The following is a 13,861-nucleotide window of genomic DNA, read 5'->3' as shown; positions in this document are numbered from 1 at the left end:
ATATTGTAAAAAATAAATTATGTTCGATGAACCAACTCAATATCTGGCTGTATCGAACAACTTTAGCATAAACTAAGTGCAGCATAAGCCCGCCCAACAAAGTGAGTGAGTTTAGTATCAGTGCTATAGCTTACATTACAGACCCCCCGCTCATTGGCCGAACAAATACATCCTACTTCAAAACTAATTTTCTACTTTAGATCACCTGTTTTATTATGTGAGCGGTTTCTTTTTGAAGGTATTTTCTAGGTCTGACGAAACCATTTGATGGCACTCCACTTCCAGATACAAAGATCCCTTGCATTCTTAGCGCGTTTTATGCTGTCTATATGCTGAATGTTAGATAGTATGCTGGACGATTATTTTTTTAGTCTCATCGTCAACTCACGCCTAATAGAGATAAAGCGCCTACCGTGAGACGCCTGTGACTCTGTAAACGTTATAAGCATTACCTTATTCTTCAGCAAAATTGAGAGAGCCTATTTTGTGTTTAATGATTGGCTTACTGGTTAGTAATGTGAGCGTTACGCCTTAGCTGTTTTTAACAAAGATTTGACACCTTTATCAAAACGGGGAGCTCTGTCTTTCTCATCGACATATTAATCAAGTAGAGACTATTTCAAATTAAGTACAAGTAGCTATTTTGACTACTTGCACTCCTAAATTTTAAAACATTAAACTTCAAACTCTCCCACCATATCACTTAGCTGCTGTGACATTTCGCTAAGCTGACGACTAGAGGAGTTAGTATGCTTTGCACCGGCTTCCGTTTGCTGAGAAACAGTGACTATGCCACTGATATTATCAGCAATACTATTCATCGCATCGGACTGTACCTTCGCCGAACTCGCCACACCTTGACCAAAGCTTTGAATTTGCTTCACTGCATTGTCTATTTCAACCAAAATCTGATCACATTGCTTGCTCGTTGTTAACCCTTTCTCTGTTGAGTCTTTGCACTTTTCCATTTCGCCCACTGTCTCTGATACACCGGCATGCAACTGCTCAATGATAGACTGAATATCCTCTGTAGATTCATGTGTACGAATTGCCAATGTCCTTACTTCATCAGCTACGACCGCAAACCCTCTGCCTTGCTCACCGGCACGCGCCGCTTCAATTGCCGCATTCAACGCTAGTAAATTGGTTTGCTCGGCAACTTTTTGGATCACATCTAGCACTTCACCAATTTGCGCAGAGCTCTCTTCCAGCTTTTTCACTGACATAGAAGCGGACTCTACACGCTGAGCGACCAGTTCAATCTGATGTGCATTATCAAAAATATGCTGTTTACCTTGCTCAGTTAGCCCACTGGCATTGTCAATCAGCTTCAAAGCATTCTGGCTCTGATCGAACACACTATTTGCAGACTCTTTTAAATCCAGCACCTTATCTTGAACTGACTCGGTTTCCCTATTTTGTTGGGCAAGACCCAATTGAATTTGCTGAGTGACAGCCGATAACTCTTCAGCATGTGAAGCCAAAGATAGTGTATTCACATTAATATTATCGATCACCTGCCTAAACTGCGCATTGCTTGCATTGAATGCCACCGCCATTGCCGACAACTCATCATCTCCACGGTGTTGCAATTCAATGGTTAAATCTTTTTGGCTGGCTACCATCGACATGGTGCGTGTCAACTTGTTTAAAGGCTTAGAGATATTTTTCGCCACGATGCCTGATACAACCATCAACAAAACAATATAAATTAGAAGCTCAATAGCGATGAACATCAGCTCCTGCTGATAAGCTTCTTCAATATCTGCTGAGTAAATGCCTGTCCCTATGACCCACCCCCAGTCCGGTAGCTGCTTTATATAAGAAACTTTATTAGACACCTCCTTAGAGTTAGGTTTAGGCCAAGTATATTCGACAAACCCTGCGCCCTTCTTATTCACCTTGTCAACAAATGCACGAAACGCAAAAGAGATAAATGCTTCTTTGTGGTTTGTCATAGAGAGGCCGTTTAGCTGCGGCTTAATTGCATGAGCAACCATATCTCCCTGTGTATCAAATAGAAAGAAATAGCCCGAATCTGCATAACGGGCGGTATTTACCAACTGTTTAACCTGTGCTTGGCGTTCCCGCTCACTCACATTGAATTGCTTTGCCATTGCACTCGCTTGTGTGCTTAATGTGTCCACGAGGTTTATCGCTTGCTCTTTGCGTTCAGATATCATGTTTTCTCGAAGCTTGTTAGCCGCTGAAAACTGAATACCTATGATGATTGCTACGGCCACTAATGTGCCTAATCGTAGTTTATTCGCAACTTTAATGTTGCTTAGTAGTCGGTTGATGCTCAAAAGTACTGCCCTCAAATCTAGAGAAGATCTACCTAGGATTTTTGTAGAATATTTGCGCAAATCATACACAAAACGCAATACAAAAAAAGTCATTTTCAGCATCGTTCCAAAAACTTTTTGGATAAAAAGCATACTCATCTGATTTGTATAAAAAAATAATTTAGGACCCTTTTTTAAAACACTTATCAACAACCACAAAAACCAATACTAAATAACTAATAAAAAGGGCTTAATTAGAAAAATTAAAGAAATCAATGCGAAAAAACTAATGATTTATCATGTTAATAGTGAGTGTAAAACTCGTAGTTAAACGTTATATTTTCAGCAAGAGTTTGATGTCACTTGGAAAGAAGAAAGCGAATTAACTTGTTCTTTTTTGTATCGGTGACAGAGTGAGTCGCGCAAATTATTATTCTAATTTTATCAATAAAAATCCCTCTACCAATATCGCTTTGGTCTGCAAGCTACGGTGTCATAAAACGTACAAAATATATAAGACACCGTAACCCAAAAGCCTGCTATTTATCATCAAGCATATTCACTAAAAGCATAATAGAAGAGACAATCAAATTAGGGTCATCCAATGGCATATTATGACTAACCGTGTTCGATACTATGTGCACAGAGTTTGGGTTATCAGCAATAAGCGATGCATGAAGGTCCCGCCACACAGCTTTACCCGATTTGCTATGTCCTATCCACCAATCGCTTTCACCTTCCATACTCGAAGAAATCACCACTGTGGGTATAGATGATACCTTCCCTTTATCCAACATGTTGTTAGAAGCATACAGCTTTTGCAAAATACTCCACTCAGCGTTTTGATGCATCATTTTATTTAATTGCTGATTATCCCTTTGCGACCATTCCAAGTTCAGTTTGTTTAACTCGGCTAAAAAACCTTCATGACTGGGGTCTAGTAATATTAACCCTTTAACTTGTTCAGAAAAGGTAAACGCATACTGCCTGGCATGTAATCCACCAAAGGAATGGCCAATCAAAATCACATTATTTTTAATGTTTAAAGCAAGTAGTAGTGCCCTGAGCCGTTTATTTGAACCTTGTAATGTTACATCGGGGTTGTCCGTTGACCTGCCAATTCCTGCTCGCGAATATATTATAACTCTTTGATTTAGTGTTCTTAACATCGCAAGCAAAGGCTGCCAATAACCTGTGCCTGTCCCCACGCCTGATTCGATGACAACTGTGAACTCACCACCTCCAATATCAATATACTCTAAACTACCGCCTTTTATATTCAATATTTTTGTGTTGTCATCTCCAAATGCAGTAGCACTTGCCAATATACAGATAAAGAGAAGTAAATTTATAAACTTAAGGCACATTCAATAAAACCAATTCAGACTTATCTTATTTACCATCGATATTAACTTAAAAGCTATACAAACCCACAATAAAAAGAAAAATAATTAATAATAAAATCGTTAAAGAAAAACAACTCCCCCTATATTAATTTCGTTTTACCAATATATTTATCACCTTAAATATAAAGTCATAATGACGTCATCAATAGATTCTGCGACAACGGGGATATGTGCTTTTTCATACTCATAGCGATAAAGTTCTAATTGTGAAAACCCCGCAGTCGTTAATAGCTGTTCAAACCAATTTACGTACCTAGCATTCCCTGGTGAGGCTGTAGCAGCAACTAATATCATTCGGCTTTTTAAAACTGGATGAACAGACAATCTATCGTTTATCAACTGTGGTGTAATGTCTCTATGTGCCCAAAAGCTGCCATCAAATGACACATGATGGTGAAAAAAAGGACTATGATGATCATCAATTAACAAAGCCAATCCAACAAATAACCCGGTCAGTGAATGCCCCATAATTGTACGGTTGGTTGCGTCTGTAGAATAAGTAGATTCAATTACAGGCGCCAATTCCTGAGTCAAAAAGTCAAAATAGTCTTTCGCAAGTGGCCACTGAGAATAATCTTCTCTATGCTTGTATTGCTCATCAACATAATTCTCTACACCAACTAAAATGACTTCTAGCCTATTTTTATCAATGCTGTCAGCAACGGTCTCAAAACGCCACTCAGCATCTAATACATAAATCACAGGGAACTGTTTACCCGCATCATAATTATGGGGTAAATACACTTTTAGAGGGTAAGAAACACCGGTATAATTGGAGCTAATGGCGTTTAATTGATGGCGCTCTCCAGGCCGGAACTCTTCATTTACTTGCTCTACGGAAGGCGCAATCGCCCCGTCCTCTTTCCCACACCCTACGACGAATAAAACAGAAATAAAAAGTAAAGCCGAGATCAGTCCTTGCGTTAATAAATGAGCCAAAAGTGTTTCCTTTTCATTTCAATACGGTTTAAATTTAATCCACAATACGTTTGTCTTTAACAGCCACCAATAAACCCGGGCTATACTCGCGAATAATCATCTATTGTCCATCTCAAGTTGGCGATATCAATCAACTAGCTGACGAAACGGCTTACTACTTGATACATTGGATACATGGCAACAGGTTTTCCGATATGATCTGCAAACCCCATTGCTTTATACTGCGCAATATCTTGAGGCATCACATTGGCAGTCAAAGCGATTATTGGGATATGTGGCTCTAACTTGTGGATCAATGAAAAAGCTTCAATACCGTCCATTTCTGGCATTTGAATGTCCATTAAAACAATGTCATAGTGATCTTTTTCAAATGCGTCTACTGCCAGTTTACCATTTTCAACTAAGACAATATCAGCGCCAGTTTTACCCAGCATTTTTTCGATAACAAGCTGATTTATTTTGTTATCCTCGGCAATCAAAATCTTGATATTTGATAAATCAGGTAAGATCTCATGGCTTTTTTGCTCAGTGACTTGTGCACGCTTGGCTTGCTGCAATGGCAGAGTCACTGTGATTTGAGTACCTTGATCTTCTTCACTGGATACCGCTATCGTGCCCTTCATCAATTGGACTAAACTTGATGTAATCGCCAACCCTAATCCTGTTCCACCATACTTTCGCGTTGTCGATGAATCCGCTTGCTCAAATCGATTAAAGATAGATTTTTGCGTTTGTTGGTTCATACCAATGCCAGTATCACTCACCGTAATACTTAACGCGCTATGGCTTTGTGCTTCAATTTCAATGGTAATACCACCCGAGTTGGTAAATTTAACAGCATTAGCAACCAGGTTAAGTAAAATTTGACGCACTCTGACTGAGTCGCCCAGCCAATTGGGGGGACAATCATATTTAATCTGAGTCTCTAAGGAGATCCCCTTCTCTTGTGCTGCACTCTTTAAGTCTGACATGACAGACTCTGTAGTCTCAATGATAGAAAAAGGCGCAACCTCTAGCTCTAGTTTATGGGCTTCTATTTTCGAGAAATCCAAAATATCATTGATTACGGTCAATAGTGCTTTAGCCGAATAAACCGCTTTTGAGACCAAGTGCACAGACTCTTTATCGAGACTATTTTGCTCTAATACTTGTAATGTACCCAAAATGCCATTCATTGGCGTTCGGATCTCATGACTCATATTGGCCAAAAACTCACTTTTCGCTTTAGATGCCTGCTCCGCTCTATTTTTTGCTTCTATCAACGCTTGGTTTTGCTTACGCATTTTGTCTCGAGAGCGCTTCAGTTGGCCGGAGTACTTACGGTTAAAAAAGCCAACATTACAACAATAAAGATAAATACTTGACGCAGCGACTACTTGCGTAATGAGCGGCGACTGCTCAACGAATTCAAACCCAAGGATCAGCCCGCCGGACAATCCACCTAATACCAAACAAGCACTGCAACTATAAAACCGTTTTATCCCACCCAAAATCAAACTGTTTAAAGAGTTTACAATTAACAGAGCAAAGACAACCCATACTTGAAACCCAACAGCCGCAAACCACAGCCCATAAAAAAGTGCATCAAGATGCAAATTCATATATTCAGCAGATTTTTCATTACAGACAACTTTGCTATGAAAACGCGCGATGTGAGGCCATAAAATACAATTGGCGATAATAAAGCTTACAGATAAGGGGGTTAAGCTGGCATAAAGCGCACCGACTAACATAACCGCCATAAGCACACCACCTATGACGCGAGGCGCATAGTTTAACTTAGCCAGCGAGGGCTTTTTTTCGGAAGAGTCACTAAGTGGTTGAGCAGACGTCATGTCTAAGGCTTCTGTCCAAAAGCTATTTATCCTTTAACTTTATACACTAAAACAAACATTTTTATCTATTTTTTAACTTAATTTGTTAAAAAATTAAATTAACGCATTTTAGGTTTCGCAGACAATAACCCCCCCTATATTTTCTCCCGCCTGTTTTTAAGACGCAGTCACTACACATACAACCATTACAAAAAAATAAAGTCCGGCCAAATTAAAGCGCGTAGTGTCATCAACACAATGACACTCAACATCAGCAATACAGCAGACTTCATATACTTTTTTTTGGCGTTCGTCTTGGTTAAAATCAGCAAAAACATTATCACATACAGTACGATTTCTCCCATATGTTTCACAATCAAAGTATGCTGTGAAATATCGCTAAGCCAAAACTGGGACGAAGTGCCTGAAAAATACAAAGACCACGCTATCTGATACATCACCGCGACTGGTAGCACACATAAAAATACGGCTTTCCATAATGGATAAAGCCTCCGGGGCTGATTTTTCGTGTTACTTCCATTATCTTGGCTCAAGCTGGTTTACACCTCATGACATTAAAGAGCGAAACCTTTACGTAGCCTTGAACATGACCTACTCACTATAGTCATAACTTAACATAAGTTTCTTGTTTGCCATGGATAAGGTGTGTAGAGACAATCGACATTTGACTATTATTTTCCTGTAAAGTGAAATAATGCTCGGTGCATTCATAGGAATATGCATTGTTTTCACGAAGCATAATCCGCCGCTTCTGCTTTCCTTTATGCTGAGCATACAGCTGATTGTTTTCCATGCTAATTGTCAGGACGGATGAATCCGAGCTGTGATAATTGCCTATCAACTTATTAGCCAACGCAGTTATCTTTTCATCATCTTCAAGAAGCTTAGGTGATAACCCTAACTGAATTGCAACCATATCGAGTATCGCAAGGCCCGGGAAGTACTTATCTTGGTTGCTCATACCGGTGGCGACCAAATCGTGCTCAGGTAAATACACATGCCAAGTAAAAAAGCCTGGTACCATACCCGCATGATTGTAACTCAGCGCCCCTCCTAATTTAAAAACATTCAACCCCAAACCATAATTTGCAGTTGAGTTGTCATTAAGTCGCACTTTTTTGGTCATCAAGTTCAAGCCTTTTTCACTGACAACTTGCCCAGACATCAACGCTTTATTCCATACCTTCATATCGTGTAAAGTAGAAGCGATAGCGCCTGATGCATGGATCCAGCTACGATCAACTTTCCATGCCCTGTCTTTTGATTTTTCTGCTTTAATGTGCTTTTTCGGCTCATCAAAGTTTGTCGTATATCCAACCACGTCATTCACACGTATCCCTTGTGTGACAACAAATGTGTTATCCATTCCCAAAGGCTTAAAAAATGTATTTTTCATATATTGGTGATAAGGCATACCAGCGGCTACTTCTATTGCTTTACCTAACAGGATATAGCCTAAATTAGAATAGATATGTGTATCGCCCGAGTTAAAACTCAGCGGCAGCCTTGTAATGATCTTTATCACTTTATCTAGTGATGCGTAGTTTCCCCAAACACTGTTCACAACGGGATCACCCAAGTAATCGGATAGGCCAGAAGTGTGGGTTAATAAACTAAAAAGCGTTAGGTCTTTATATTTAGGATTAATATCAGGAATAAACTTCCCTATCGAATCTTGCAAAAACAAAGCGTTATTTTCAGCTAATTTTAAAATGGCAGCGGCCGTGAACATTTTTGTCACCGACCCTATCTGCATCACATCATCTACCTTGAGCGGTCGCTTTGTCTTAAGGTCTGCCAAACCAGCCGCACCGCTGTATATCACTTCATCGGATTGCACCAGCTGGACTATCAACCCCGGTTCATCAGCAGCACTATGGCACTGTAAAACAGCATCAAACGCTTTTTCATCCGCATTACTTGCAAATGCACATAGTCCTACACATATATTTATTACACACTTTCTCATCGTGCTCATATCCTTTGAGATTTACTCTTGTCTTAAAAAAGCTATAACGTGTAATAGAGAAAAAAGGGGTGAAAGTTTATTCGTTTTTATCGAAAAAATGACTGGGCGTGTTAAGGCCAATATATATCAGCCTTTTCAGGTACGTGGTCTACTTTTAATCAACTAAAAGCTAAGAACTGTGTTGATACCTACTAAAGTAATCAGTGATATTTGTATAGAGTTCAGAGACCCACTTTGGCTTTCCATGGGCCAAAGGCAATATATTATGTTGTCTCGGATCAATAGGTGCTATCGCAACCTTCACCGACTCCTTGCCTATTTTTGCCGTTAACACGAAGAGCTCCTCTATGACTTCGTCTCCCATCGCTAAACAACCCACTGACATTGCTTTACCATGGATAAAAATATTAGTACCTGGCGCTTCTCTCCCTTCCGCGTGGGCATGTATTAGGTCAAAGTCATTTGGATAGTTTAGCTTCATAGATAAATGAAAAGCACTGTTTGGATTTAAGTACTCCAAGCTATAAATTCCTTCAGGCACCTGTTCGTCACCCTCTTGCAGTTTTGGCCCTAATATCCCACTGGCAGCAAGCACTGGATATGTTCGAATAAATACAGGGTTATCATCATTTGATGCCCATAGCTCAAGTTGATCAGTCCCTTTGATAGCAAGCAATGTAACGCTTTTTGGCGGATATTGAACACCTGCTTGTTGGAAAAATGGACGTAGTCTTGCCTCTGACGTTGCACCATATTCTCTGATCACATCTGACACACTCTGTTTGCCAGCCACTTTGTGATACAGGGGAACCCAATAAGGCCTCATAAACAAATAAACACATACAGTGCTTACAACCACAAAAGCAAGAACGGTTAATTTAAATATACTCATGGATTACTCATTTTACGCTCCACCTCGACCGCATTATTAACTCAACAACTTAATCAAAAGTTATTGAAGCTACACGATCTACAATTTGGAACGCCATCTTAATGGTGCTTTAATTTAACCCATATTCTACCCATTCAAAAACTGGTAATAAAGCAACTTAAGTATCTGACTTTTCTCCCTGTTCAACCACTGAGTTTTTGCGTTTTTTTAAACAAATCGGATTAATTAATATACTTAAAAAAGTAATGGATTTTAACCAAGCTACTTATTAGTTAACGCGTGCCGCCTCATAGGCATGGCATCAATTCGTTCATAAATAGACTCAAAAGAGAGATCTGAAAGCAAAAATGACGCTTTAACCTTGCTATCTAGCCCAATAAGAAATGCCTGACCTATCGCATCTTTGCTACAGTAACCTGAATACCCTGATATATTGCTCAACGAGCCGCCTATTTGCCATTCGAATAATGTCATAGCGTGCTCAACAAAAATTCGAAGCTTCCTTTCAACTAACGCTTCGTTATTTACAACGTGTGTAAGACCATCTATCTGATCTAGAGATTTTGAACAAATGACGAGCAACCTATTATGCCATTGATATTGTTCCAATACTGCGCGTTCGCTTGCTAGGGATACCGAAGCCAAAAAACCTGTTACCATGATCGTGAAAACGACCAAAGTAATATTAAGTGTATTTTTAAAACGCATGTACCCTCCTTAAAACTATTTGATACGCCCTCCAGACATAGTAAGCTCATTTATATGGTCATTTTATGATCTTATTTTCGCTCTATCGGTATAACTAAAGTTAAAACAAAATAATAGGATAAAGTAGTGTCATGGTTAGACTCCTATACGTATTATTATTGATGTTTTCCGCTGCTGTGTTCGCTCAAAATACCGCGACCGGACCGCATATTGAAGTAGCACTGGTGTCAGAACATAATCAAGTACGTGTTGGCGAAACACAGTGGGTGGGAGTTTTACTGAACCCAGATAAAGACTGGCATACCTACTGGCTAAACCCCGGCGATTCAGGTGAGGCGCCCACCATACAATGGCAAAGTGATGCAGACATTGAATTTGGAGATATTCACTGGCCGCTTCCAAAGCCCATTCAAGTCGCTCACCTGGTTAACTATGGCTACGAAGGTGCGACCTTGCTCATGGTCCCTATCAACCTCAAACAGGCAACTAAAGATCGCGTCTCTATTATCGCCAATCTATCCTGGCTGGTCTGTAAAGAAGACTGCATTCCCGGCTGGGCAACATTAACGATAGATTTGCCTATCGCAGACTCTATAACGCCATCAGAACACGCAAACCTATTTGAGCAAACGCGATTAACGTTACCAAAAAAACACAAAGACACCGCACAGTTTGAACTTACAAGCACGCACCTTGGATTACAAACCACCCTACCCTATCAATCTGACTGGCACGTATTCCCTTTTAAAGGAGACGTGATTTCGCACAACGCAGATCAAGCTTGGGCGCATCAAGCAAATAGCTCACAAGTGGTCATATCCTTATCAGACTACTTTGCGACTCCAAGCGAACCACTCAACTTTTTAATCAGCGATGGTAAAAATGGCTTTTACGTTGAGGCCATCCCAAATGATACAAGTAGCGCGGATAACAATTCCCCATCACAATCCCTTTGGTTAATGCTGCTATTCGCGTTTATCGGTGGACTCATTCTTAACATTATGCCTTGTGTACTGCCAATTCTGTCCATGAAAGCGCTGTCTTTCACACAGTCCAAACATGTAAATCACTGGGGATACCCTGTCGGTGTTTTAATCAGCTTTTGGTTATTCGCGAGCATCATTCTGGTACTAAAAGAGGCTGGGAGTGCTGTTGGCTGGGGTTTTCATCTACAAGAGCCATTGCTTATCGCTGGGCTTGCGTTTTTATTCACCTTTATTGCCATGATGTTGTGGGATTTACTCCCAAAAGGCATCAATCTGGCAGGCGTGGGGCAATCGTTAACGGGCGAAAGTACCTTTACTCAGCAATTTTTCACTGGTGTACTGGCTGTTGTTGTCGCCTCTCCCTGTACGGCGCCATTTATGGCTACAGCGCTCGGTGTAGCCATGATAAGCCCAATGTTAGATACCCTCGCTATTTTTACCGCACTCGCAGTCGGGTTTGCACTGCCTATGACACTACTTTCGCTGTCGACTCGGTTTGCTAAACTACTCCCAAAGCCCGGAGCCTGGATGCAAACATTTAAGCACTTTCTCGGCTTTCCCATGCTGGCTACTGTTGTTTGGCTTACGTGGATATTTCTGTCCCAGACCAGCAGTTTTGGTCAGCTGTGGTTGTTATCAGGACTATTAGGGTTTGTATTTTTTGTTTGGGTGTCCGCAAAAGTCAATCGGGTCTGTGGTGTTATGAGTCTATTGCTTGCAATTGTGTTTGCGACGTTTTGCAGTATCAAAGGCGCACAAGCAAGCAAAGTAGTCAGCGAGCAAAAAAACAATCACTTTAGTGCACAAAAACTCACCGAGCTACGTAACAACAATCACGTGGTATTGGTGAATATGACCGCAGATTGGTGCATTACCTGTAAAGTAAACGAGCAAGTGGCTTTGAACAATGCTGATCTACAAGCATTATTTGAAGACAGTAGAGTCGACTATTTAGTGGGTGATTGGACCAACAAGAACCAAGCAATTTACGAGTATTTAGAACAGTATCAACGCTCTGGTGTGCCTTTATACGTTGTCTATGCAGGTAACCATAGCAAGCGAGTATTACCTCAGGTTTTAACACCTGACATTGTCATTAATGCTATTCAACAAGCAAAGAAGGAGATTAACCATGCAACGTCTAACTAAATGGCTCATGCTGTCTATGTTATTTGCACCACTGATGAGTGTGGCAGCAGCGAAAATAGACACAAACGCCCCTGACTTTAAACTTCAGGACTCATTTGGCAAAACCGTCAGCCTGTCTGACTTTAAGGGTAAGTATGTAGTACTTGAGTGGACAAATCACTTATGCCCATATGTCGTCAAACATTATGGCAGTGACAACATGCAATCTTTGCAGCGTCAATACACCGAGAAAGATGTTGTCTGGCTATCTATTATCTCTTCCGCAGAGGGTAAACAGGGTCATGTGAATGCTCAAAAAGCCAATGAACTGACCCAAAGCCGCAGCGCAGCCCCGTCACACGTATTGTTTGATGAGGATGGACAAGTCGGGCGACTATATAAAGCAAAAACCACCCCACATATGTACATCATAAACCCTCAAGGCAAATTAAGTTACGCAGGTGCTATAGACAGTATAAAATCAGCCAACCCTGCTGATATTGCAAAAGCAACCAATTATGTCACAGCAGGCTTGAACAACTTGCTGGCTGGCAAGCCTGTTACACAAAAACTAACAAAACCTTATGGCTGCTCGATAAAATACAAAAGCTAACTCAATGTAGAATGTCGAGTTGAGTGCCCAACGTATGCGCTAGCTCATTCGAAGCAATCACTCGACTTCTATCTCACCCAAGTTACAAATATACTCATCGCCCCACTCCATAACTTGATGCTCATCTGACTCCAATACGCCTTGGTTTTGCAACGCAATGACTTTAGAGGCAACCAGTTCAAGTTCGTTCACATCGCAGGGCGCAAACAATTCAGGGTGTGCCTCGGCTATTTTTTTCGCATTTTTTGGACAAACCGTATGTAATGGATGCTCAAATGGCACATAAGGGCCAAGCAACACTTCGACCACCATAGGCTCGTCTTCAGCACCCCAAAAGCAATGTGGCGTAGCATGGGGGAATAAAATCACATCTCCTGGCCCCACTTCTTTTTTCGCCATTTTTCCTTTCTGTGTTTTCACAATAGCGGTACCAAAACCTTCCAAAACAGATATCAGCCGACTACTTAAAGGATGTACATGCACATCCCCTTTTGCGGCAGATTTTGGCGGAAACATATCAAACCCGAATGACAAACCATCCGCTTTTTGTTTCACGATTTTTGTCAACATACAATCTATTTTTTCCCATGCGACTGACTCAAATTCCTTGTGGTCAGGCAAAACATGTGTGGGCACACGCAAAAAATGATTCCCCAGCTCCCACTGCGATAAAACAAACTGATCAAACACTGATCTCGTTAGGCTATCTCTTTCAGTGAGTAGGTTCATAACACTGGCTGACATACTCATTATTCCTTTTAGAAAAGTTGAACACTTCTGTGATCCACACACTGCATTAAGAACTGCAGCTCACACTCTATTCTTGGACTAGATCTAAACACGAATTTAAAACGCGGACCAAAATCAAAGGAGACATCTGACAGTAACAATGTACTTGCTGTGCACTGCTCGCCCCCAAATTATACCTACCGCCCAACAAAAAGTTAAATAAATGTAACCCACATGAGCTAAATGTTCAAAAAACGCCCATGAAATATTTTTTAACCTCCATAATCACAGTCATTTTATCAGGCAGGTATATCAATTTTCCTCTGACAAAATTTAAACTCAAAGCACTGATATTAATAAGTTAAAAGCAA

The 13,861-nt window shown here is 40.6% G+C and carries 10 protein-coding genes; 2 read left to right on the top strand and 8 right to left on the bottom strand.

What is annotated here, in order from left to right; translation table 11 throughout:
• Positions 1 to 674: 674 nt before the first annotated feature.
• The 7 genes from JF50_RS02470 to JF50_RS02435 form a co-directional block, all read right to left on the bottom strand.
• The gene (locus JF50_RS02470) at positions 675 to 2,243 is read right to left on the bottom strand and encodes a methyl-accepting chemotaxis protein (protein ID WP_235423389.1); all 1,569 of its coding nucleotides are present in this window, start codon (positions 2,241 to 2,243) and stop codon (positions 675 to 677) included.
• 581 nt (positions 2,244 to 2,824) lie between these two features.
• Complete coding sequence (locus JF50_RS02465) at positions 2,825 to 3,652, bottom strand: alpha/beta fold hydrolase (protein WP_039607918.1); 828 nt, start codon at positions 3,650 to 3,652, stop codon at positions 2,825 to 2,827.
• A gap of 150 nt (positions 3,653 to 3,802) precedes the next feature.
• Positions 3,803 to 4,630 carry an alpha/beta hydrolase gene (locus JF50_RS25890; protein WP_052262094.1) on the bottom strand — a complete coding sequence of 276 codons (828 nt, stop codon included), beginning with the start codon at positions 4,628 to 4,630 and terminating at the stop codon, positions 3,803 to 3,805.
• A 134-nt stretch (positions 4,631 to 4,764) separates the two neighbouring features.
• On the bottom strand, positions 4,765 to 6,465 hold the full coding sequence (locus tag JF50_RS02455) for an ATP-binding protein (RefSeq protein ID WP_052262093.1): 1,701 nt from the start codon (positions 6,463 to 6,465) through the stop codon (positions 4,765 to 4,767).
• Between the two features lie 604 nt (positions 6,466 to 7,069).
• Positions 7,070 to 8,434: a serine hydrolase domain-containing protein gene (locus JF50_RS02445; RefSeq protein ID WP_039607916.1), complete on the bottom strand. Its 1,365-nt coding sequence runs from the start codon at positions 8,432 to 8,434 to the stop codon at positions 7,070 to 7,072.
• A gap of 169 nt (positions 8,435 to 8,603) precedes the next feature.
• A complete protein-coding gene (locus JF50_RS02440) occupies positions 8,604 to 9,326 on the bottom strand; it encodes a L,D-transpeptidase family protein (RefSeq protein ID WP_039607915.1) in 723 nt (240 codons plus the stop codon).
• 261 nt (positions 9,327 to 9,587) lie between these two features.
• Positions 9,588 to 10,034: a DUF4174 domain-containing protein gene (locus tag JF50_RS02435; protein ID WP_039607914.1), complete on the bottom strand. Its 447-nt coding sequence runs from the start codon at positions 10,032 to 10,034 to the stop codon at positions 9,588 to 9,590.
• A gap of 131 nt (positions 10,035 to 10,165) precedes the next feature.
• Between JF50_RS02435 and JF50_RS02430 the strand changes: the two genes are divergently transcribed.
• Positions 10,166 to 12,169 (top strand): protein-disulfide reductase DsbD family protein, encoded by a 2,004-nt coding sequence (locus JF50_RS02430; protein WP_039607913.1) that lies wholly within the window; start codon positions 10,166 to 10,168, stop codon positions 12,167 to 12,169.
• Positions 12,153 to 12,761 carry a thioredoxin family protein gene (locus JF50_RS02425; protein ID WP_039607912.1) on the top strand — a complete coding sequence of 203 codons (609 nt, stop codon included), beginning with the start codon at positions 12,153 to 12,155 and terminating at the stop codon, positions 12,759 to 12,761. Before JF50_RS02430 ends, JF50_RS02425 begins: the two co-directional genes overlap by 17 nt.
• Before the next feature lie 57 nt (positions 12,762 to 12,818).
• On the opposite strand, the gene JF50_RS02420 is transcribed toward JF50_RS02425, so the two are convergent.
• Complete coding sequence (locus tag JF50_RS02420) at positions 12,819 to 13,505, bottom strand: cupin domain-containing protein (protein WP_039607911.1); 687 nt, start codon at positions 13,503 to 13,505, stop codon at positions 12,819 to 12,821.
• Positions 13,506 to 13,861: the final 356 nt, after the last annotated feature.

The organism is Pseudoalteromonas luteoviolacea (assembly GCF_000814765.1).
Taxonomy (GTDB): Bacteria; Pseudomonadota; Gammaproteobacteria; order Enterobacterales; family Alteromonadaceae; genus Pseudoalteromonas; species Pseudoalteromonas luteoviolacea_H.
This window is presented reverse-complemented; position numbering and strand designations above follow the sequence as displayed.

What these genes read in the sequence shown, in the direction of transcription:
- JF50_RS02465 (WP_039607918.1), bottom strand. Translation starts at nt 3,652, where the DNA reads ATGTGCCTTAAGTTTATAAATTTACTTCTCTTTATCTGTATATTGGCA.
- JF50_RS02455 (WP_052262093.1), bottom strand. Translation starts at nt 6,465, where the DNA reads ATGACGTCTGCTCAACCACTTAGTGACTCTTCCGAAAAAAAGCCCTCG.
- JF50_RS02445 (WP_039607916.1), bottom strand. Translation starts at nt 8,434, where the DNA reads ATGAGAAAGTGTGTAATAAATATATGTGTAGGACTATGTGCATTTGCA.
- JF50_RS02440 (WP_039607915.1), bottom strand. Translation starts at nt 9,326, where the DNA reads ATGAGTATATTTAAATTAACCGTTCTTGCTTTTGTGGTTGTAAGCACT.
- JF50_RS02435 (WP_039607914.1), bottom strand. Translation starts at nt 10,034, where the DNA reads ATGCGTTTTAAAAATACACTTAATATTACTTTGGTCGTTTTCACGATC.
- JF50_RS02430 (WP_039607913.1), top strand. Translation starts at nt 10,166, where the DNA reads ATGGTTAGACTCCTATACGTATTATTATTGATGTTTTCCGCTGCTGTG.
- JF50_RS02425 (WP_039607912.1), top strand. Translation starts at nt 12,153, where the DNA reads ATGCAACGTCTAACTAAATGGCTCATGCTGTCTATGTTATTTGCACCA.
- JF50_RS02420 (WP_039607911.1), bottom strand. Translation starts at nt 13,505, where the DNA reads ATGTCAGCCAGTGTTATGAACCTACTCACTGAAAGAGATAGCCTAACG.